20 protein-coding genes are annotated in these 20,966 nt (G+C 42.6%); 17 read left to right on the top strand and 3 right to left on the bottom strand.

What is annotated here, in order from left to right:
* The first annotated feature begins 9 nt into the window (after positions 1-9).
* From rpsU to recO, 8 genes are all read left to right on the top strand, one after another.
* On the top strand, positions 10-186 hold the full coding sequence (gene rpsU / locus IAE45_RS02030; RefSeq protein ID WP_002356740.1) for a 30S ribosomal protein S21: 177 nt from the start codon (positions 10-12) through the stop codon (positions 184-186).
* 33 nt (positions 187-219) lie between these two features.
* Entirely contained in the window at positions 220-669 is a 450-nt protein-coding gene (locus tag IAE45_RS02025; RefSeq protein ID WP_077454289.1) for a GatB/YqeY domain-containing protein, read from the top strand.
* A gap of 184 nt (positions 670-853) precedes the next feature.
* Positions 854-1,813, top strand: coding sequence for a PhoH family protein (locus tag IAE45_RS02020; protein WP_371875354.1), 960 nt, complete (start codon positions 854-856; stop codon positions 1,811-1,813).
* 21 nt (positions 1,814-1,834) lie between these two features.
* On the top strand, positions 1,835-4,036 hold the full coding sequence (locus IAE45_RS02015) for an HD family phosphohydrolase (RefSeq protein WP_077454287.1): 2,202 nt from the start codon (positions 1,835-1,837) through the stop codon (positions 4,034-4,036).
* Complete coding sequence (gene ybeY / locus IAE45_RS02010) at positions 4,036-4,512, top strand: rRNA maturation RNase YbeY (protein ID WP_077454286.1); 477 nt, start codon at positions 4,036-4,038, stop codon at positions 4,510-4,512. The genes IAE45_RS02015 and ybeY overlap by 1 nt, the downstream gene beginning before the upstream one ends.
* Positions 4,496-4,885 (top strand): diacylglycerol kinase family protein, encoded by a 390-nt coding sequence (locus IAE45_RS02005; RefSeq protein ID WP_170920108.1) that lies wholly within the window; start codon positions 4,496-4,498, stop codon positions 4,883-4,885. Before ybeY ends, IAE45_RS02005 begins: the two co-directional genes overlap by 17 nt.
* Before the next feature lie 36 nt (positions 4,886-4,921).
* On the top strand, positions 4,922-5,821 hold the full coding sequence (gene era, locus IAE45_RS02000; protein ID WP_005225846.1) for a GTPase Era: 900 nt from the start codon (positions 4,922-4,924) through the stop codon (positions 5,819-5,821).
* Between the two features lie 93 nt (positions 5,822-5,914).
* A complete protein-coding gene (recO, locus tag IAE45_RS01995; RefSeq protein WP_200124695.1) occupies positions 5,915-6,688 on the top strand; it encodes a DNA repair protein RecO in 774 nt (257 codons plus the stop codon).
* Here recO and IAE45_RS01990 read toward each other — a convergent pair.
* Positions 6,682-7,488: an AraC family transcriptional regulator gene (locus IAE45_RS01990; protein WP_140964889.1), complete on the bottom strand. Its 807-nt coding sequence runs from the start codon at positions 7,486-7,488 to the stop codon at positions 6,682-6,684. The genes recO and IAE45_RS01990 overlap by 7 nt on opposite strands.
* Before the next feature lie 121 nt (positions 7,489-7,609).
* Here IAE45_RS01990 and IAE45_RS01985 point away from each other — a divergent pair, with 121 nt between their 5' ends.
* The 5 genes from IAE45_RS01985 (at position 7,610) to glyS (ending at position 14,919) form a co-directional block, all read left to right on the top strand.
* On the top strand, positions 7,610-9,622 hold the full coding sequence (locus IAE45_RS01985; RefSeq protein ID WP_200124693.1) for a beta-galactosidase: 2,013 nt from the start codon (positions 7,610-7,612) through the stop codon (positions 9,620-9,622).
* Positions 9,622-11,379: a glycoside hydrolase family 35 protein gene (locus IAE45_RS01980; protein WP_200124691.1), complete on the top strand. Its 1,758-nt coding sequence runs from the start codon at positions 9,622-9,624 to the stop codon at positions 11,377-11,379. The genes IAE45_RS01985 and IAE45_RS01980 overlap by 1 nt, the downstream gene beginning before the upstream one ends.
* Positions 11,380-11,678: 299 nt before the next feature.
* Entirely contained in the window at positions 11,679-11,918 is a 240-nt protein-coding gene (locus tag IAE45_RS01975; RefSeq protein ID WP_081118113.1) for a hypothetical protein, read from the top strand.
* A gap of 15 nt (positions 11,919-11,933) precedes the next feature.
* Complete coding sequence (gene glyQ / locus IAE45_RS01970) at positions 11,934-12,845, top strand: glycine--tRNA ligase subunit alpha (protein ID WP_200124689.1); 912 nt, start codon at positions 11,934-11,936, stop codon at positions 12,843-12,845.
* Position 12,846: 1 nt separating this feature from the next.
* The gene (glyS, locus tag IAE45_RS01965; RefSeq protein WP_081118114.1) at positions 12,847-14,919 is read left to right on the top strand and encodes a glycine--tRNA ligase subunit beta; all 2,073 of its coding nucleotides are present in this window, start codon (positions 12,847-12,849) and stop codon (positions 14,917-14,919) included.
* Positions 14,920-15,249: 330 nt separating this feature from the next.
* Here glyS and rlmD read toward each other — a convergent pair whose 3' ends face one another.
* Positions 15,250-16,626 carry a 23S rRNA (uracil(1939)-C(5))-methyltransferase RlmD gene (rlmD, locus tag IAE45_RS01960; RefSeq protein WP_200124687.1) on the bottom strand — a complete coding sequence of 459 codons (1,377 nt, stop codon included), beginning with the start codon at positions 16,624-16,626 and terminating at the stop codon, positions 15,250-15,252.
* A gap of 114 nt (positions 16,627-16,740) precedes the next feature.
* Here rlmD and recX point away from each other — a divergent pair, with 114 nt between their 5' ends.
* The 4 genes from recX (at position 16,741) to IAE45_RS01940 (ending at position 20,430) form a co-directional block, all read left to right on the top strand.
* The gene (gene recX, locus IAE45_RS01955) at positions 16,741-17,535 is read left to right on the top strand and encodes a recombination regulator RecX (RefSeq protein ID WP_170920106.1); all 795 of its coding nucleotides are present in this window, start codon (positions 16,741-16,743) and stop codon (positions 17,533-17,535) included.
* Positions 17,528-18,679, top strand: a complete 1,152-nt coding sequence (mutY, locus tag IAE45_RS01950; RefSeq protein WP_081118117.1) for an A/G-specific adenine glycosylase — start codon at positions 17,528-17,530, stop codon at positions 18,677-18,679. Before recX ends, mutY begins: the two co-directional genes overlap by 8 nt.
* Positions 18,680-18,772: 93 nt before the next feature.
* Positions 18,773-19,306 carry a nucleoside tri-diphosphate phosphatase gene (gene ntdP / locus IAE45_RS01945; RefSeq protein WP_005225863.1) on the top strand — a complete coding sequence of 178 codons (534 nt, stop codon included), beginning with the start codon at positions 18,773-18,775 and terminating at the stop codon, positions 19,304-19,306.
* 161 nt (positions 19,307-19,467) lie between these two features.
* Entirely contained in the window at positions 19,468-20,430 is a 963-nt protein-coding gene (locus tag IAE45_RS01940; protein WP_195265050.1) for an N-acetylmuramoyl-L-alanine amidase, read from the top strand.
* A 58-nt stretch (positions 20,431-20,488) separates the two neighbouring features.
* Here IAE45_RS01940 and IAE45_RS01935 read toward each other — a convergent pair whose 3' ends face one another.
* The gene (locus tag IAE45_RS01935; protein WP_077454401.1) at positions 20,489-20,932 is read right to left on the bottom strand and encodes a GNAT family N-acetyltransferase; all 444 of its coding nucleotides are present in this window, start codon (positions 20,930-20,932) and stop codon (positions 20,489-20,491) included.
* Positions 20,933-20,966: the final 34 nt, after the last annotated feature.

Genomic DNA, 20,966 nt, shown 5'->3' with positions numbered 1-20,966 from the left:
GGAATTTACATGTCAAAAACAGTCGTTCGCAAAAACGAATCACTTGACGATGCTCTTCGTCGCTTCAAACGTTCCGTGTCAAAAGCGGGTACTTTACAGGAATCTCGTAAACGTGAATTTTACGAAAAACCTAGCGTAAAGCGTAAGAAAAAATCTGAAGCAGCTAGAAAACGCAAAAAATTCTAATTTTCTACTGTTTTGAGAATTGGAGCTGGTAGTGTGACACTACTAAGTACACTGAATGATGACATGAAGACAGCGATGAAAGCCAAAGACAAGGAAACCTTGCAGGTGATCCGCATGTTGAAAGCATCAATTCAAAATGAGCAGATCAAAAAAGGTACTGACTTGAATGAAGAAGAAGAGTTGACTGTTTTATCTCGTGAGATGAAGCAACGTCGGGACTCTTTAAATGAGTTTGAGAAAGCTGACCGAAAAGATTTAGCCGAGAAAGTCAAAGTTGAAATTGCAGTTGTTGAAAAATATTTACCAGCGCAACTTGATGAAGCGGAAATCCGCCAAATCGTTGCTGGAGCGATTGAAAAGACTGGTGCTTCTTCTTCCAAAGAATTTGGAAAAGTGATGGGTGCTGTAATGCCGCAAGTCAAAGGCAAAGCAGACGGCAATCAAGTCAATGCAATCGTTAAAGAATTATTGGATCAAATGTAAGCTCACGCCGCAAGTATGGATGACATGCTTGCGGCTTTTTTCTGATTTCGAAAACTTAAAAAAAGCATAAGGACAAAAGGAAACTACCTTTGGGCTTTATAAGTAATTTTTCTTTTTTCCATCTTATGTTATTATTAATAAGAACGCCAAAAAAGGAGCTGTAACATATTTGACAGACAAAACTATGACGATCGAGATAACACTTAGTGAAAACGATGATGTTCGTTTGCTATTAGGTGCTCACGATAAAAACATTAAAATTATTGAAGACTCGACAGGGACGGTCATTCACACTCGTGGTGAGCTAATCCAAATCGTCGGCGAAGCGGATGCAGCAGAAAAAGCACAATCTGTGATTCGAGCGTTGCAAGAGTTGATCAAACGAGGTATCAATATCAGTACCCCTGATGTGATCACAGCGTTGAATATGGTAAACAAAGGCAGTCTTGATTATTTCAAAGATATGTATGAGGAAGAAATCATCAAGGACCGTAATGGTAAACCGATTCGGGCGAAAAATGCCGGTCAAAAGAAATATATCGAAGCTGTTCGCAAACATGATGTGGTTTTTGGTGTCGGACCAGCTGGAACAGGAAAAACCTTTTTAGCCGTTGTCATGGCGATCGCTGCTTTAAAGAAAGGCCAAGTGCAAAAGATCATTTTGACACGGCCCGCTGTGGAAGCAGGAGAAAACCTTGGTTTCCTACCGGGAGACTTGAAAGAAAAAGTCGATCCTTACTTACGACCCGTTTATGATGCGTTGTATCAAATTTTCGGGATGGATCATACGAATCGTTTAATGGAACGTGGCGTCATAGAGATCGCTCCATTAGCATATATGCGAGGGCGCACGTTAGAAGATGCCTTTGTAATTTTAGATGAAGCCCAAAACACGACGATCGCTCAAATGAAAATGTTTCTGACACGTTTAGGATTCAACTCCAAAATGATCGTCAATGGCGATACGAGTCAGATCGACTTGCCAAAGGGAACTTTAAGCGGTTTGATCCATGCGGAGCGAACGTTGCAAGAGATCCCCAAAATTGCTTTTGCTAATTTTGAAGCAGGAGATGTGGTACGGCACCCAGTTGTGGCCGAAATCATTCGAGCTTATGAAGAAGCAGATCTTAAAGACAAGCGCTGATCGTCTTTTAGGAGGAGAACTATGATCATTCAACCACTACGGAAATTTAGAGAAAGACTTGGAAAGTTCTATTTACCAGTTTTAATGTTTCTATTCTTTCTTTTTTCGATTGGTATCATGTACACCAGCGTCAAACAGAACAATGTCGATTATAGCGAAGGTCAGGTGGCGGAAGAAAACATCCGTGCCAATAAAACGATTGAAAATACCGCTGCGACAGAACAAAAGCGCAAGTTGGCAGCAGAAGCGGTCCCACCAGAGTATACTTATCAAGATACACTGGCGCAGACACAGCACGATCGCATCGACCATTTATTTGACTTAGTTGATTCAGTCAAAAAGTCGGTAGATGATGCCCACGCTAAAGAAGTTGCTGAGGCTGATGAGGATGAAAATATCCCTAAACCGAGTACGGATGAATACATCGCAGCCTTAAAAAAAGAGTTTGAAAAAATGAGTGATGACGAACTTGATTTTTATCAGTCATTGACGAATAATTTTTTGTCGACGTTGTTTTCTTTAAGTAGCGATGAATTGAATACGGTACGAACCTATGCCTTACAGCTAGTGGACGAGCAAATGGCCAAGCAGATCCGTCAAACAGAACTCAGCACTTTCCGCTCGGAGGCAGAAGACAAGATCCAATTTCTAGATGTTACTTCAGACATGGCATCAGTATTGCGTTTTATTGTCAATCAAGGAATCGTCGTCAATGATATTCCCAATGAAAAGCGGACGGAAGAAGCGAGACAAACCGCCATGGACGCTGTTCCACCGGTAATGATCTATCAAGGAGAAATCATTGTTCGTGAAGGCTCACAGATCGATGCCAACGCATTGGAAAAATTACAGCTTTTAGGAATGACCAATCAAACCTTCTCAGTTTTTCCGTTGATCGCTTTAGTTTTAGCGACATGCTTACAAATGCTGATGCTGTTTTATTATACAAGACAGACAAAAGACGTTGAAAAACGTATGAACGCCGTCACTTTTTATATTTTGGCGATGGCATTCAGTATTTTGATCATGAAATTCTTCCAACTGTTCCAATCAGAATTAGTGACCTTTATCCCGCTCTTTTTCCCAGCAGCCTTTACACCGCTGATTCTGAGCATTTTCTCCAGCAGACGTTTAGGAATATTATCCGCGATTTTCCAAGTGGTCAGTGCACTCTTCATTTACTTTGATTCCAGTGGGACCAACTTGTTGACGACTGTTTTAGTGACCTACCTTTTCTCTGGTTTAATGGGGACGATGATCAAACGAGCACGTATTGCCAGTCAAGGGAAAATCGCAGTCATGTGGGTGATCGTTTTCCCATTACTCTTAAGCATCATGCTGGTCATTTTCCAAGGAATGGATTTGGCCCGCGGCAACACATGGACAACACTCGTCTGTGGATTGGCCGGCTCGCTCTTAAGCTATTTGCTGACAATGGGGCTGCATCCGTATATCGAACTATTGGTAACGGACGAAAGTATGATCGTTTTAAATGAATTGAGTAACCCGAATCATCCGTTGTTGAAACAGTTGTTGGAAGAAGCACCGGGGACCTATCATCACAGTATGATGGTTGCCAATCTTAGCGCCAATGCTGTAGCCGAGATCGGTGGGCAAAGCTTACTGACCCGCGTGGCTTGTTATTACCATGACATTGGTAAAGTCAAACATGCCAATTTCTTCGTCGAAAATTTACCTGCAGGTGCTGAGAATCCACATAATTTCTTGCTACCTGAAGACAGCAAACAAATCATCTTCGGTCACGTGATCGATGGAGCGGAAATTCTCGAAGAGGCCAAAATGCCGCGGATGGTGATCGATATTTGCCGTCAACACCATGGCACGACCCTGATGCGTTATTTCTATGTCAAAGCCCAAGAGCGTAATCCCGAGGTGACGGAAGAAGATTTCCGTTATCCTGGGCCAAAACCGCAAACACGAGAAGCGGGTGTCGTGAGTATCGCTGATAGCTGTGAAGCAGCGGTTCGAGCGATGGAAAATCCGACCAATCAAAAGATTCAAGAATTTGTTGCGAATCTCATCAATGACCGGATCTTGGACGGTCAACTGGATGAAACAGGGTTAACGTTGAAAGAAATCCGAATGATTGAAAAATCACTGGTCAATGGACTTTGCAGTACCTTCCATTCACGGATCAAATACCCAAAGATGAAATCGGAAGCAGAGAAAATGAAAGAAGAACAAGAAAGAAGAGAGCGCTAATGGAGATTACCTTTTTAGATGAGACAAATTCAGTAGGGGAAACCAAGATCAAAGAGATCGAAGGCCTTCTACAATTTGCTGCAGGACATTTAGACCTTCCAGAGGATACGGAAATGTCGGTCACGTTTATGGACAATGCAGCCATCCAAGAAATCAATCGGGAGTATCGCGGCAAAGATATGCCGACAGATGTCATCAGTTTTGCCTTCGAAGAAGAAACGCCAGAGGAGATGCCGATCATTTTTGATGAAGCCCTTGAAGAGATGCCTCGTGATCTAGGAGACATTATGATCTCCATTGAACGGGCAAAGGAACAAGCTGCTGAATATGGGCATACTTATGATCGGGAACTTGGTTTCTTGGCGCTGCATGGTTTCTTGCATATCAACGGCTATGATCATATGACACCAGAAGATGAAAAGGAAATGTTTGGATTGCAAAAGGAAATACTGGATGCCTATGGACTCAAAAGATAAGAATATTGGGAAAAACAAACAGTTTATCTCGTCAATCGAATTTGCTTTCACCGGTATAAAAACCGTCTTTAAAGAGGAGCGTAATATGCGTAAACATGTTGCGTTAGGTATCGTTGCGATCATTGCAGGCTTTGTTTTCCGTTTGAATCAAATGGAATGGCTTTGGCTGCTGTTAGCTGTTTTCTTAGTGTGGATCGTGGAGATCATCAATACAGTCTTTGAGAATGTCGTTGACATGTTTACGGACTTTCATTTCCATCCTATCGGAAAAAAAATCAAAGATATGGCAGCTGGTGCTGTGCTGATGACCGCTGTGTTTGCATTAGTGGTCGCCGCGATCATCTTCTTGCCAAAATTGCTACAGCTCTTCTAAAGATGCACCAAAACCACAAGATAAAGGGGAACAACAATGACAACACACAAATCAGGCTTCGTTGCGATCGTCGGGCGGCCAAATGTTGGGAAATCAACACTACTAAATCGAGTCGTAGGGCAAAAAATCGCGATCATGAGTGACAAGGCGCAAACGACTCGTAATAAAATTCAAGGGGTCTATACGACAGATGACGCACAGCTGATCTTTATCGATACACCAGGGATCCATAAACCCAAACACCGTCTAGGCGATTTTATGGTGGAAACCGCCTATAGTGCACTTCGTGAAGTTGACGTGACACTATTTATGATCAGTGCCGATCAAAAGCGCGGCAAGGGTGATGATTTTATCATCGAACGGTTGCGTCAAAGCCAGACGCCAGTTTTCCTAGTGATCAATAAAATAGATAAAGTCCATCCGGATGCTTTATTGGCAATCATTGAAGATTACTCTTCACAAATGGACTTTGCTGAGATCGTACCGATTTCCGCAACAGAAGGCAATAATTTCGAAACGTTAATGAAGCTACTGATCGATGAAATGCCTGAAGGGCCTCAGTACTTCCCAGAGGATCAAATCACGGATCATCCAGAATACTTTATCGTTTCCGAATTGGTGCGGGAAAAAGTCTTGCTACTGACCAGAGATGAAGTGCCTCACTCGGTAGCGGTCGTTGTTGACTCCATGAAACGGGACCATAATGATAAGGTGCATATTCAAGCGACGATTATTGTCGAACGTGACAGTCAAAAAGGCATTATCATCGGTAAAGGCGGAAAAATGCTGAAACAGATCGGGACGAAAGCTCGTTTAGACATTGAACACTTGTTAGATGACAAAGTCTTTTTGGAACTATGGGTGAAAGTTCAAAAAGATTGGCGCGACAAGCAAACCTTCTTAACAGACTACGGCTATCGCAAAGATGAGTATTAAGGAAATTTAGATCAATCATGGTCTGCTTTAAAAAGGAAAAACTGATGCAGTTAGTTAACTGGATCAGTTTTTTTAAAGAAATGGGGTACGACGATGAATCTTGTTGAAACAAAAGGAATCTTACTTTTTTCAAAAGACCATAAAGAAAAGGACAAGTTAGTCAAAATCTTTACGGAGTCAGCTGGGAAGCAAATGTTTTATGTCAAAGGGGCTCATCGGAAAAACAACCCCTTGACACCAGCCTTGCTCTCCTATACTGAAGCGACTTACATGGGAACCATCAAAGCGGAAGGCTTGTCCTTTTTAAACAATGCCAAAGACATCCATTCATTTCGTACGATTCAAAGTGATATTTTTATCGCTGGCTATGCGACTTATCTGTTGAATCTGGCTGATTCTGCCATCGATGATCGGGTCTATGATCCACATCTTTACCAATTTCTGCACGAGGCGTTACAATTGATGGATCAAGGAAACGACGCAGAGATCATCACCAATATTTTTGAGATTCAGATTTTACACCGTTTCGGGATTACTCCAAATTGGACGCATTGTGCCATCTGCGGAAAAACCGACGGTCGGTTTGACTATTCCTCAAAATATAGCGGTATTTTATGTGAACAGCACTGGAGGATGGACGAACGTCGCTATCATGCGGATTCTCGTGCGATCCATTTTATTCGCTTGTTTTCGCAAATATCCTATGAGCAGATTGCTTCGATCAAATTAAAGTCAGAAACGAAAGCAGCGATTCGACAAGTGATCGATCTATTGTATGATGAATATGTCGGCATCCATTTGAAAAGCAAGAAGTTTATCGATCAGATGGGGCAATGGCAAGACGTCTTAAAACCGAAAAATCAATGATAGAGTTGGCGAAACTTCAATGGAGTTAAGCCGACTCTTTTTTTGAACAATGCGGTAAAGTGACTCGCATCTTGAAAACCCACGGCGAAGGCGGCTTGCTGAATGGGCAGATCCGGCTGTGCCACCAAAAGTTCTTTGGCGCGGGCCATGCGATAGTTTAATAAGTATTGGGCGGTGGATTGTCCTAGAAAACGCTGGAACAACCGCGAGAGATATTGGGGCGAAACATAGACTAAACCAGCCAAGTCTCTGATCGTGATCGCCTGATCGTAATTGGTTTCGATTTCTTGTATTACAGGGATCAGATATTGTTGAAACAAGGGGTGTTTTTCGGTTGGATTCCCCGAGTTCTCTTGCATGATCGCCAGCAAAAAACGATAACACTCGCTAGAAGCCTGTAACGGATCCCAACTGATTTTTGGGTCTTCTTTAATGCGTTGTTTGATCCAAGTCATATAGGAAAAAGTTTCAGACTCTTCAACTAAAAGATAAGGTTTACTTGTAAATTTTTTTAAGATCTCAGCTGCCAAAGGTCCTTGAAAAGTGGCAAAGGAGGTTTTCCAATCAGACAAGGGATAGTAGCGATGTGGAGTAAAAGGAAAAATCAAGATGCCTTCACTGGGACGTAAGATAAAGGATTCTTGACCAAAGGTGACGCGGCCTTCTCCTTGTTCTGTCTGTAGCCAATGAAAGTAAGGGTAGCCATCGGGACGAACAACGTCATCTTGTGGCCAATCATTTCCGATACTTTCAAGCGACAAAGGCAGCTGCTGGTTTGTTTGATAAAAATAAATAGGCATATCCAACCTCCATGTTTCGAAAAGTTATAAAATAGTGTTTCATGTATTATACTACAACAGAATGAAAAGCCTTACAATAAGAGAGTAGAAATCAATTTATTTTAAAGGAGCGTTCATTCTTATGACAAAATTTTTCGATCGAATTTTATTTGGCGGCGATTATAACCCCAATCAATGGCCCAAAGAGATTTGGGAAGAAGACATTCGAATCTTTAAAAAAGCGAGTATCAATAGTGCGACCGTCAACGTCTTTTCATGGGCAAAGATCCAGCCTTCTGAAAATTGTTATGATTTTGAGGAATTGGATCAAATCATCGAAAGATTAAGCAAGGAAGGGTTCGATATCGTCTTAGCGACATCGACGGCGGCGCTGCCAGCTTGGATGTTCAAGAAATATCCGGAAGTCGCTCGCACCGATTATGATGGACGCCGTCATAAGTTTGGGCAACGGCACAATGCCTGTCCTAACAGTTTAGTCTATCAAAAATACGCTGAGCGATTGGCGACAAAATTAGCCGAACGTTACGGTGAAAACCCGCAAGTCTCTTGTTGGCACATCAACAATGAATATGGTGGCGAATGTTATTGCGAAAACTGTGAGAAAGCGTTTCGTGTTTGGCTAAAAGACAAGTATCAAACGATCGAGGCAGTGAACAAAGCCTGGAACATGGAATTTTGGGGACACACTGTGTATGAATGGGATGAAATCGTGCTGCCAAATGCGCTGTCAGAAGGAATCGGCTATGAGAAGACAGCATTTGCGGGTATTTCCATTGACTACCGACGGTTCAACTCGGATAGTCTTTTAAAAAACTATATGATGGAACGGGACGCTATTCGGAAAATTGATCCGACAACTCCGATTACAACGAATTTGATGGGAACCTTTAAAGGACTGGATTATTTCAAGTGGGCAAAGGAAATGGACCTTGTTTCGTGGGATAATTATCCATCATATAATACGCCATGGAGTTTAGTAGCCATGACCCATGATCTAATGCGTGGCTTGAAACAACAGCCCTTTATGTTGATGGAACAAACACCTTCGCAACAAAACTGGCAACCTTATAACTCGTTGAAAAAACCGGGACAAATGCGGGCACAAAGTTACCAAACCATCGCGCATGGGGCGGATACGATCCAATACTTTCAATTACGACGTTCCGTTGGCGCTTGTGAGAAATTCCATGGCGCGGTCATCGAACATGTCGGTCATGAAGACACGCGAGTTTTTCGAGAAACAGCCGCTCTTGGGGCGGAATTAGCGCAGCTTTCAGACATCATTGGGACGCAATCTCAAGCACAAGTTGCTTTGATTTTTGATTGGGACAATTACTGGGCATTAGAATACACCAGTGGTCCGACCGTTGATCTGAAATACGTAGAACAGATCCATCGCTACTATCGGTATTTTTACGAACAAAATATTGCCGTCGACTTGATTCCCGTGGATGCTGACTTATCAAAATACAAATTAGTCGCAGCACCGGTTCTCTACATGATCAAAGAAGGGATGCAAGAGCGGCTCACTGATTACGTTAAGCAAGGTGGTGCTTTACTTACGACGTATATGAGCGGTATCGTTGATCAATCTGACAATGTTCACTTAGGGGGCTATCCTGGGCCATTGCGTGAGTTAGCTGGCATCTGGGTGGAAGAAATCGATGCATTAGCCCCAGAACAATCAAACGGGGTTTCCTTAGTCAATGAAGAACTGACAGGAACCAGTAATTTAGTCAGCGATTTGATCCATTTAGAAACCGCCGAAGCGCTAGCGCATTACACAAGCAATTTTTATGCAGGAATGCCGGCAGTGACGAAAAATACGTTTGGTGAAGGAACTGTCTATTACTTTGGTGGCCAGTTGGAAGATCAGCTACAAGATCAGCTTTTCAAAACGATCGTCGAAGAAACCGATATTACCCCAGTGATCAAGGAGGCAACAAAACTGGAAGTTGCCTGTCGTGAAAATGCAGAGGCGAAATTCTTCGTTATCATCAATTTCCACGAAGAAGCACAACCGCTGCCAGAAATGTTTGTTGGAAAAACGGATCTTCTGACGGGTGAGGTTCTTTCTTCAGAAACGAAACTGGCACAGTACACCACCTATATCGTCAAAGAGGAGCGTAACTGATGCGAACTTTTGCTATTGAAGATAACTTTTATTTAGACCACAAGCCTTTTAAAGTGATCTCTGGAGCGATCCACTATTTTCGTGTCGTTCCTGAATATTGGCAAGATCGTTTAGAGAAGCTACGCTTGATGGGCTGTAATACCGTGGAAACCTATGTTCCTTGGAATCTCCATGAAGCACAAGAAGGTGTCTATCAGTTTGAGGGGATCCTTGATTTGCGGCGATTTATCCAGACGGCACAAGAAGTAGGGCTTTATGTCATTTTGCGACCAGCACCTTATATTTGTGCGGAGTGGGAATTTGGGGGACTGCCTTATTGGCTATTGCAAGATCCTATGATGAAGCTTCGGTTTGATTATCCACCATTTATGGAAAAAATCACTCGTTATTTCGCCCATTTGTTTCCACAAGTGCGGGATCTGCAGATCACCCAAGGTGGTCCGATTTTAATGATGCAAGTAGAAAATGAATACGGCAGCTACGCCAATGACAAAGAGTATTTGCGAAAAATGGTGGCTGCGATGCGGCAGCATGGTGTAGAAACGCCGTTAGTGACCTCTGACGGACCTTGGCACGATATGCTAGAAAACGGCAGTATCAAAGACTTGGCTTTGCCTACGATCAACTGCGGCTCCAACATCAAGGAAAACTTTGAAAAACTTCGAAGATTTCACGGAGAAAAACGGCCATTGATGGTCATGGAATTTTGGATCGGCTGGTTTGATGCCTGGGGTGACGACCAGCATCATACGACCTCCACAGAAGATGCAGTAAAGGAATTACAGGATTGTTTAGCATTGGGTTCTGTCAATATCTATATGTTTCATGGTGGGACCAATTTTGGCTTTATGAACGGGTCAAACTATTATGAACGCTTAGCGCCGGATGTCACTAGCTATGATTACGATGCCTTACTGACAGAATGGGGAGAACCTACTGCCAAATACCAAGCCTTCAAAAAGGTGATTGCTGACTATACGGAAATTCCTGAGTTTCCCTTGAGTATGGAAATTGAGCGAAAAGCTTATGGAACATTCTCAGTGAAAGAACGAGTCTCCTTGTTTTCGACGATCGACGCGATCAGTCAACCGATCATAAGTAATTACCCCTTATCGATGGAAGCCTGCAATCAAGCGACAGGTTATATCTATTATCGCTCACTGATTGGGTCTGCTCGGAAGATTGCCGACTACCGTCTGATCAATACGATGGATCGTGCCCATACATTTATCAACCAGGAACTTTTGCGCATCGATTATGATCAAGAAATCGGTCAAACCTACAGTTTCGATTTATCAGAATCAGAAAACGAGTTGGGGATCTTGGTGGAGAATATGGGGCGGGTCAATTATTCCGTAAAAATGAACCATCAGCACAAAGGCATCAAAGACGGTGTGATCATCAATGGCGCCTTCCAAAGCAACTGGGAAATCTATCCCTTACCGATGGATAATTTGCATGCCATTGATTTCCAAGGAAAATGGCAAAAAGGACAACCAAGTTTCTCACGCGTTGAATGTGTTTTTGATGAATGTGCAGATACCTTTATCGAATTGCCAGGCTGGGGTAAAGGGTTTGTCCAAGTCAATGGTCATATGATCGGCCGTTTCTGGGAAAAAGGACCGCAGCAACGCTTGTACGTCCCGGCACCGTTTTTGAAAACTGGAATAAACGAGATCATCGTTTTTGAAAGTGATGGGAAAATCGCTGATGAGATCGTCTTTCATGATCACGCGGATTTAGGTCCAGAAGCATAAAAGTTCAAATTAGTCATTGACAAACCCTAGCTTCAACTACTATCATAAGGGTAATCGAATCCGTGCTATGACCGGAAGAAAGAAAGAAGTCCATTCCATGAAGCGAACTTGGGAGAGTGAAAGCCAAGTTGGAACCTTATTTCGCAGGCGTCCGTGAGCATGATCAATGAAGCTGCCGACTTGTCGGAAGTAGGGTGGAACCGCGAATGTATCGTCCCTATATCTATACACTTTGTATAGATATAGGGACTTTTTTATGTTTCACACCAAGAATAGCCAAAAACAAAGGAGGTTTTTTTATGTTATTTGATATGACGATTCCAGCAAGTGCGTTTACCGAAAAAAAGCTCAAAGTATTAGCAAGTATTCCGCTGCAGGTTCGCCTTTTAAAGGATGAACAGCTTATCCATGAATTTACAACGAGTCCAGACCAAATGCTTTACGACTTATCTGATGTTTTAGAAGCAGATGTCGTGGTCGAAGTGAAATTGATCCCCGGATCAGTTGTCGAATTTTATCCTGTCGTCAATGCGTTATAAGAAAGGAAGAAAAAGATGAGTAAACTAACTGTGCAAGAAATGATTTTGACCCTGCAAAAATTCTGGTCTGAAAACGGCTGTATGCTGATGCAGGCCTATGATACAGAAAAAGGGGCTGGAACCATGAGCCCATATACATTTTTACGTGCAATCGGTCCAGAACCATGGAACGCCGCTTACGTAGAACCTTCTCGCCGTCCAGCTGATGGCCGCTACGGGGAAAACCCAAATCGTTTGTATCAGCACCACCAGTTCCAAGTCGTGATGAAGCCTTCTCCTGAAAATATCCAAGAGCTTTATTTAGAAAGCCTGCGTCTTTTAGGGATCGATCCATTAGAACATGATATTCGTTTTGTCGAAGATAACTGGGAAAATCCCTCAATGGGTTGTGCAGGTCTTGGTTGGGAAGTTTGGTTAGATGGGATGGAGATCACTCAGTTTACGTACTTCCAACAAGTTGGCGGCTTAGCATGTAAGCCAGTGACATCAGAGATCACTTACGGCTTAGAACGTCTAGCATCTTATATTCAAGACGTTGAAAGTGTCTACGATCTTGAATGGTCTGCAGGTGTCAAATATGGTGAGATTTTCCGCCAACCTGAGTATGAACATTCAAAATACTCCTTTGAAGTCAGTGACCAAGACTTGCTTTTAGGGAACTTCGATCGTTTTGAACAAGAAGCAAAACGTTGTATCGATGAACGCTTAGTTCATCCAGCTTACGACTATATCTTAAAATGCAGCCATACCTTCAATTTGTTGGATGCACGTGGCGCAGTCTCCGTCACTGAACGTGCTGGGTACCTCGCACGAATCCGGAATATGGCGCGTCAAGTAGCAAAACTATTTGTAGCAGAACGGGAAAACCTCGGTTATCCATTGCTTGATCCAGAAGTGGCGCAAAAACTGATTGAGGAGGGAAAATAAGATGGCACAAAACCTATTATTAGAAATCGGCTTAGAGGAATTACCTGCGCATGTCGTAACCCCAAGTATGAAACAATTACAAGAAAAAACGGCAGCTTTCTTAGATGCTCATGCATTACCTTATACAGCAATCGAAGCCTATTCAACACCTCGCCGCTTGGCAGTTTATGTCACCGGTATTCCTGAAAAACAAGCCGATACACAAGAAGACGTCAAAGGACCAGCGAAAAAAATCGCCTTAGACGAAGCTGGCAACTGGTCGAAAGCAGCTCAAGGATTTGTTCGGGGACAAGGATTGACAACCGATGACATCACCTTCCGTGAATTAAAAGGGGTTGAGTATGTCTATGTAACGAAACATACCCAAGGTCAAGCAACCGTTGAGGTATTGAAAGGATTGCAGGAAGTAATCACAAGTTTGACGTTCCCAGTAACGATGCACTGGGCAGATTACGATTTTGAATACATCCGACCCATTCATTGGATCGTTGCACTCTTTGGTGAGCAAGTCATTCCTTTCCAAATCCTTGATATTGCTACCGGTCGCGAGTCAAAAGGTCATCGTTTCTTAGGTGAGGCAGTCACGTTTGATCATGCGGACGAGTATTTGGAAAAAATGAAGCATCAGTTTGTCATTGCTGATCCAAGCGAACGTCAACAAATGATCACTGCACAAATCAACGAAATCGCTCAAGAAAACAACTGGCGGATCGATTTAGATGAAGACTTACTAGAAGAAGTGACAAATCTGGTTGAATACCCAACAGCCTTTGTAGGGGACTTTGAAGAAAAATATCTTTCTGTACCTGAAGAAGTGTTAGTTACTTCTATGAAAGAACATCAACGCTACTTCGATGTCCGCACCCTTGATGGAGAATTGCTGCCGCATTTCATCTCTGCCCGCAACGGGGATGCTGTGAAAATCGATAATGTTATCAAAGGAAACCAAAAAGTACTGACCGCCCGTTTAGAAGATGCTGAGTTTTTCTACAATGAGGACAAAAAGCTAACCATCGACCATTGTGTGGAAAAGCTTAAGCAAGTCACGTTCCACGAAAAAATCGGCAGTTTGTATGAAAAAATGCAGCGTGTTGGATTAGCTGCACAAATCATCGGGAAGACGGTTGGTTTAACAGAAGAAGAACTGACCGACCTTCAACGGGCAGCTCAAATCTATAAATTTGATTTAGTGACCAATATGGTAGGGGAATTCCCTGAGTTGCAAGGAATCATGGGGGAAAAATATGCCCTGATCCAAGGAGAGAAACCAGCAGTTGCCCAAGCGATTCGTGAACACTACATGCCGATCTCAGCAGAAGGCGAGCTGCCACAATCGAAAATCGGGGCTATTTTAGCCATTGCGGATAAATTAGATAGCTTACTTGCGTTCTTTGCCGTTGATATGGTTCCAAGTGGTTCAAACGATCCTTATGCTTTACGCCGTCAAACCTACGGGATTATCCGCATCCTAGCTGAAAAACGCTGGTATTTCCCATTTGCTCAGTTACAAGAAGAGATTCGCGAAGCCATTAATGCCCAACCGGAAGTTTTTGGGATTCAACTTGCCGCAGGTCAAGAACAAGTGACTGATTTTGTGAAAGGCCGTCTGCGTCAATTCTTACTCAGCAAAAATACGCGTCATGATGTTATTGAAGCTGTTTTAGGCGCTCGTCAAGCAGATATCAGTACGTTATTTGAAACGGCTCAAATGTTAAGAGAACATCTGCAAGACACCGACTTCAAACCATCAATGGAAGCCTTGACTCGAGTCATCAATTTAGCGAAAAAAGCCGAATTGGAACAAGTAGCCATTGATCCTGCCTTGTTTGAAAACGACTCTGAAACTGCCTTGTATGAAGCGGTCTTAACAGTAGAGGACAAGTTCCCACATCAAACGATGGAAGAAAATTACCAAAGCTTAGTAGCACTGCGCCCATTGATCGAAGCTTATTTTGATCAAACAATGGTCATGGTTGAAGATGAAAATATTCGCCGCAATCGTTTTGCCTTGTTGGATAAAATCGCGAAGATGAGTCTGGCGGTTGCTAGTTTAGATGCTTTGATTACGAAATAAAAAGGAAGCTTGCAGTTGCAGGTTTCTAAATAAAAAAAGCTGGAACTGAAAGAATCAGTTCCAGCTTTTTTCTATGTTTCTCGATTTGCTTTTATTCAAAGTTGTATTCTAGTGACGGTATTTTGTTAATAACCAAAAAATTTATTTGCCATTTCTTTTCAGGGAATCCAATGATTGTTTAGCTTTTATGATTGAGGATTTGATGATGCTTCTATTGATACATAGATTCTCATTATACAGACCGATTCATTTTTCCATTGGAAATACGCTGAAACGATAGGTGCAATAAAACAGCCTGACAGATCATAAGATGATTTGTCAGGCGAATGTTTATTTGCGGGTCAATTTTACTACCACTTCACAGCGGGCGGTTTGTGGAAACATATCTACTGATTGCAGATATTCTACGTGAAACACTTTGGCTAGTTGGACTAAGTCTCTTGCTAAAGTAGAAACATTACAAGATATATAGACCATCTTCTTCGGTGGCTGTTTCAGCAAAGCTTTCAATAATCGTTCATCCAAGCCTGTCCTTGGCGGATCAACAATGATGCTATCAGGTCTGAAGCCTTCATTGAACCATTTTGGTAAGAGCTCCTCAGCAGTCCCCGTTTCGTAATGGGTATTTTGGGCACCAATGCGGCGCGCATTTTCTTGGGCATTTTCAATGGCTTGAGGAATAATGTCCATCCCGCGGACTTCTTTGGCATAAGGAGCCACGCTCAGCCCAATCGTTCCCACGCCGCAGTAGGCATCAACGACTGTTTCATTTTTGCTCAAGTCAAGGGCTTTTAACCCTTCTTGATACAAGACGCTGGTTTGCTGCGGATTCAGCTGGAAGAATGCGCGGGCGGACAAGTCGAAGGTCAGTTCATTCAACCGTTCTTCGATTGCTTCTTTGCCCCAAAGATGAATCGTTTCCTCTCCCATGATGACTGATGTTTTTTTGTTTTGCACATTTTGCATGATGGAAACGACTTGCGGCAAGCGCTGATTGATTTCGCAAATCAGCGCATTTTTTTGTGGCAGTTTGACAGAATTGGTAATGAAAACGACTTGAACTTCGCCAGTCGCGATCCCGATCCGAACCATCAATGTTCGTAAAATGCCGCTGTTTTTGCGTTCATCGTAAATGGGAATCTGGTATTTATTCAACAACTGGACGATGCCGTTGATCACTTTTTGCGTATCTTGTTCTTGTACGAGGCAATCATCAATGGCGACTAAGCGATGGGATTCCATTTCGTATAAACCCGCTTCGATACGTTTGGTTTGACTGTTGTAACGCAATTGAAATTGCGCTTTGTTGCGGTAATGCCAAGGAACATCCATGCCTAAAGTATCCCTTAGTTCAAACTGTTGGTAGCCATTTGGCTTAAATTTTTCAAGTGCTTGTTTCAAGAGGTCTTTTTTGAAATCTAATTGTTTATCGTAGACTAAATGCTGCAATTGGCAGCCGCCGCATCGGTCATAAAACTTGCACGGTGGTTGGATGCGATCGCTACTGGGCTTGACGATTTTGGTCATCTTGGCTTCAGCAAAGCGGGAAGAGGCTTTGGTGACTTCGGCGATGACCTGTTCTCCCGGCAGAACACGGGGAACAAAGATAATTAGCTTTTTGTAATAACCGATGCCTTCTCCGTTGATCCCTAAGCGTTTGATCGTTAGTTGTAGTTTTTGTCCAAGCTGGACTTGTGTATTTGCCATGTGAACTCCTTAAATAAAATAGTCAGTTCATTTTACCACATTTTTTCAGCTTGATTAGAAGGAATTTCATTGTAGTTGTGGTAAAATAGAATGTACGTTCGCGAGGTGAAGAAGATGAATACAATTATTCGTATCAATAAAGGAAAAGGACCCTTTTATGAAGTGGCGACATCAGAAGGTGAAACGCTGCGGGTCTCAGAAGATCTTTTGGTCCGTTTTCGGCTATTAAAAGGCAAGGAACTGAGTGAAGAAGAATTAAAAGAAATCAAAAAAAGTGCAGGATTTGATTTAGGATTGCAGCAAGCCATGAACTATATCAGCTATCAGCTGCGTTCTGAAATGGAAGTCCGTACCTATTTGAAAGACAAAGAAATCGAAAAACAAGACCGAGACTTAGTTGTTGAACGTCTAAAAGAGCTGAATTTGATCGATGACAAAAACTATGGAGAGAGCTACATTCGCACCCAAGTCCGTATGAGTGATAAAGGACCCGTGGTCATCAGCCAGCAATTGAGAAAAAAAGGCTTGAAAGATCCCGTGATTCAAGAAGTATTGCCTTTGTATACCGAGGAAATGCAGTTTGAAGTCGGTTATCATACGGCTGAAAAAGCGATGCGTCGTTTTCAAAATAAAAGCCATAAAGAAATGATCCAAAAGATAAAAATGCATTTGATGCAAAAAGGTTTTCATCAAGGAGTCATTCAAATGATTTTGGATGAATTACCGATGGAAAAAGATGAAGACCAAGAAAATGAAGCGCTCCAAAGGGAAGGTGCTCGCCTTATGCGGCGGCATCAACGTTTGCCCTTGATGAAACGAAAAATGAAAATCAAGCAAGGCCTTTATCAAAAAGGGTTTGCCATCGATGATATACAACGATTCTTAGATGAGGAAGTAATGGATGAGTAAGCAATGGGAAACTTGGGATGAAGAAAAAATCGAGACGTTCCAAGAAACATTTTTAACTTGGTATCATAAGGAAAAACGCAATCTTCCTTGGCGGGCGACCAACGATCCGTATGCAATCTGGATCTCAGAGATCATGCTTCAACAAACACGAGTGGAAACAGTGATTGGCTATTTTTACCGTTTTATGGAGCAATTCCCAACAATCCAAGATTTGGCTGAAGCTGAAGAACAAAAGCTGTTAAAGGTTTGGGAAGGTCTAGGTTATTACTCTCGTGCCCGCAATCTGAAGGCGGCTGCCCAGCAAATCGTGGCAGAATTCGACGGGAAAATGCCCGATTCAATTGAGGAGATTCGTTCACTAAAAGGAATTGGTCCCTATACAGCTGGTGCTATCGGCAGTATTGCTTTTGGCTTACCAGAACCGGCGATCGATGGAAATGTGATGCGGGTCGTCAGTCGGTTATTTTGTATCGAAGCAGATATTGCGAAAGCTAGCAGCCGAAGACCATTCGACGAGGCGATGAGAACGATCATTTCCCACGATGAACCCGGTGAGTTTAATCAAGCCTTGATGGATCTTGGCTCACGAATCTGTACACCCACCACACCGAAATGTGAAGAGTGTCCCATCAGCCAGTACTGTCTTGCTTATGCAGAGAATCGACAAACAGACTTTCCAGTGAAATCGAAAAAAGCCAAGCCCAAGGATGTCTACTACATCGCAGGCGCCATCGAAGATCAAGGCTCGTTTCTACTTGTGCAGCGACCTGAAACAGGCTTATTGGCCTCTATGTGGCATTTCCCGTTGGTAGAAGTAACGAAAGAACAATATGAGGCTTTGCAGCGGACATGGGCAAAAGAGGAGCAGTTGCAGTTGGATTTGATTGCCGAAGAGGAAGCACTCGAGATTTTTCCTGATCTGCCTGTTGTTTGGCAAAAACGACATTTTGGCGAGATCACGCATATCTTTAGTCATTTGAAATGGCATGTCCTTTTATTTTACGGCAGAAAACGGGGAGAGCTCACGTTACAAGACAGCCAATGGGCTGCCAAAGAGTCCTTTCAAAACTATGTTTTTCCAAAACCTCAGCAGAAATTAGTCGAGCAATTAAAGAAATATCAGAAACTCGATAAAGATTTCTAGGCAAAGCTTTCTTTTATTGCTATAATATTAACGATGTCGGTGTAATGAACACCCAAACAAAACGCAAGTTTTCTTGCTGAGGGAAGGGTTGCTATGCGAGTTCCAAAAGAAGGAGAGTTTGTCAGCATTCAAAGCTACAAACATGACGGCAATTTGCATCGAACGTGGCGGGATACGATGGTCTTAAAGACCAGTGAATTCTCAGTGATAGGGGTCAACGATCATACACTAGTGACCGAATCAGATGGAAGACGCTGGGTTACCCGTGAACCAGCAATTGTATATTTTCATAAAAAATACTGGTTTAATGTTATTGCAATGATTCGAGAGAAGGGGGTTTCCTATTATTGTAATCTTGCTTCACCGTATTTACTTGATGAAGAGGCATTGAAATATATCGATTATGACCTTGATATCAAAGTATTTCCTGATGGCGAGAAACGTTTACTAGATGTGGATGAGTATGAATTGCACAGTAAGATTATGCAATATCCGCAAGACATTGATTTTATCTTGAAAGAAAATGTCAAAATTTTAGTAGATTGGATCAATAATGGCAAAGGACCCTTTTCGCAAGGGTATGTGGACATTTGGTATGATCGCTACAAGCAGTTGTCTCAAAAATAAGTAAAATGGGTCGGATCGCTCATTTTCCCCAAGAAACTTCAACCAAATTGGTTGGAGTTTTTTTGTGTCTCTAAAGGAATGCTTCCATCAGCAGGCTTTAAGTTCCGTTTAAGCTGATAGTCCCATGATAAAGAGACTAAGAAAATAAGTGGAGGAAGCACATGAAGAAGAAAGGGAAGCTTGTTATCGGGACCACCATGATTCTGCTTTTTGCAGCGGGGTTTGCTGTGTTGAGAAATGACCAATCCGCTCGTGAGGAGAGTCAAGAAAGTACTTCTCAAACTGAGCCTAACGCTCAAACAGAAGAGACCGCTCAGACTGTCAGTATGGTCCAAATTTATGTAGATCCCTCAGAATACGATGCAGCGGTTGAAAGTGAGAACGATTATGTATCGATCTATCAGACAACAAGTCAAGAGACAGTCATTGGAAAAATCCATCGAGGAAGTTGGGCAACCTTCATCAGTCAAACAGAAGAGATGGTTGAAATACAAACAGATGATGGGGTAACAGGTTACATTGAAAAGCAATCAGCATCGATTCAAGAAGTCGCGCTTTCGGCAGTACCAAAAGATTTATCGAACTTCAAAGTCGTCCTTGATGCAGGTCACGGCGGCGAAGATTCTGGGGCACTTTCGACGGATCAAACGATCATGGAAAAAGATTTGACGTTAGCAACGGTCCAAACGATCGGCGAAGCACTGACCAAAGCAGGTATTCAAGTCAGTTATACACGCACCGAAGATCGTTATCTCTCGCTGTCAGATATTACCGCTGCTTCTCTTTCAGAAGAACCAGATCTATTTATCAGCATTCATTACGATAATTCAGAAATACCAAACAGCAATCAAGGACTGACAACATACTATTACTATACTGGGGCAAAAGAGATGGCAGAAACGATCACTGCCAATTTGAGTTCCTCGGTGGCATTGAGTTCCAACGGTACCCGTTTTGGTAACTATTATGTGTTGCGGGAACAATATCTTCCAGCAGTTTTATTGGAGTTAGGCTATTTGAACAGTGACACCGATCTGTCAGTGATCACGAGTGACGGCTATGATCAAAAGGTGGCGCAAGCGTTGCTGGCAGCGATTAAAGAGATCGTGGAAGCAGAGGAATAAAAAAACAGCGACAACAAAACAGAGGAAGGATCTGTTTTATGGTCGCTGTTTTAAGGAATCACTTCTCGTTAAAGGTTTTGCTCATTTTGATATGGGGCATGTCCGCGTCTAAAAAGACATCGCCTTCAGGCTGATAGCCTAACTTCAAGTAAAACTCTTTGGCGGTTAATTGTGCGCCTAAAGTGACCTTTTTGATTCCTTGTTTTTGAATGAAGGCTTCCGCACCTTCGATCAGTTGTCTGCCGTAACCTGAACCACGATGAGCAGCGGGGACTGCCATTCGCTGCAACTTCACTTCATGATCAGAGATAGGTAAGAAACGCAAGGTTGCGACTGCTTCATTATCATCGTCATATAAGACGAAGTGGACTGCCAATGCTTCATTTTCATCTACTTCCAATGCTAATGGAACACCTTGCTCTTTCACGAACACTTGATTTCGTATTTTCAATGACGCCAGATAAATGTCACTTAGCGTATCTTTTGTTTGTGCAATATGCATAAAAAACTCACCTCAGCTAATATTTCTCCGTTAT

The organism is Enterococcus sp. S53, from assembly GCF_016516865.1.
In the GTDB taxonomy this organism is placed as follows: Bacteria; Bacillota; Bacilli; order Lactobacillales; family Enterococcaceae; genus Enterococcus_D; species Enterococcus_D innesii.
This window is presented reverse-complemented; position numbering and strand designations above follow the sequence as displayed.

Bases quoted from the DNA above. Each gene is read 5' to 3' on its own strand.
- ybeY (WP_077454286.1), top strand. From the start codon at position 4,036: ATGGAGATTACCTTTTTAGATGAGACAAATTCAGTAGGGGAAACCAAG.
- IAE45_RS01985 (WP_200124693.1), top strand. From the start codon at position 7,610: ATGACAAAATTTTTCGATCGAATTTTATTTGGCGGCGATTATAACCCC.
- IAE45_RS01990 (WP_140964889.1), bottom strand. From the start codon at position 7,488: ATGCCTATTTATTTTTATCAAACAAACCAGCAGCTGCCTTTGTCGCTT.
- IAE45_RS01975 (WP_081118113.1), top strand. From the start codon at position 11,679: ATGTTATTTGATATGACGATTCCAGCAAGTGCGTTTACCGAAAAAAAG.
- IAE45_RS02005 (WP_170920108.1), top strand. From the start codon at position 4,496: ATGGACTCAAAAGATAAGAATATTGGGAAAAACAAACAGTTTATCTCG.
- IAE45_RS02015 (WP_077454287.1), top strand. From the start codon at position 1,835: ATGATCATTCAACCACTACGGAAATTTAGAGAAAGACTTGGAAAGTTC.
- mutY (WP_081118117.1), top strand. From the start codon at position 17,528: ATGAGTAAGCAATGGGAAACTTGGGATGAAGAAAAAATCGAGACGTTC.
- ntdP (WP_005225863.1), top strand. From the start codon at position 18,773: ATGCGAGTTCCAAAAGAAGGAGAGTTTGTCAGCATTCAAAGCTACAAA.
- era (WP_005225846.1), top strand. From the start codon at position 4,922: ATGACAACACACAAATCAGGCTTCGTTGCGATCGTCGGGCGGCCAAAT.
- IAE45_RS01935 (WP_077454401.1), bottom strand. From the start codon at position 20,932: ATGCATATTGCACAAACAAAAGATACGCTAAGTGACATTTATCTGGCG.
- recX (WP_170920106.1), top strand. From the start codon at position 16,741: ATGAATACAATTATTCGTATCAATAAAGGAAAAGGACCCTTTTATGAA.
- glyS (WP_081118114.1), top strand. From the start codon at position 12,847: ATGGCACAAAACCTATTATTAGAAATCGGCTTAGAGGAATTACCTGCG.
- IAE45_RS01980 (WP_200124691.1), top strand. From the start codon at position 9,622: ATGCGAACTTTTGCTATTGAAGATAACTTTTATTTAGACCACAAGCCT.
- IAE45_RS01940 (WP_195265050.1), top strand. From the start codon at position 19,468: ATGAAGAAGAAAGGGAAGCTTGTTATCGGGACCACCATGATTCTGCTT.
- rpsU (WP_002356740.1), top strand. From the start codon at position 10: ATGTCAAAAACAGTCGTTCGCAAAAACGAATCACTTGACGATGCTCTT.
- recO (WP_200124695.1), top strand. From the start codon at position 5,915: ATGAATCTTGTTGAAACAAAAGGAATCTTACTTTTTTCAAAAGACCAT.
- rlmD (WP_200124687.1), bottom strand. From the start codon at position 16,626: ATGGCAAATACACAAGTCCAGCTTGGACAAAAACTACAACTAACGATC.
- glyQ (WP_200124689.1), top strand. From the start codon at position 11,934: ATGAGTAAACTAACTGTGCAAGAAATGATTTTGACCCTGCAAAAATTC.
- IAE45_RS02020 (WP_371875354.1), top strand. From the start codon at position 854: ATGACGATCGAGATAACACTTAGTGAAAACGATGATGTTCGTTTGCTA.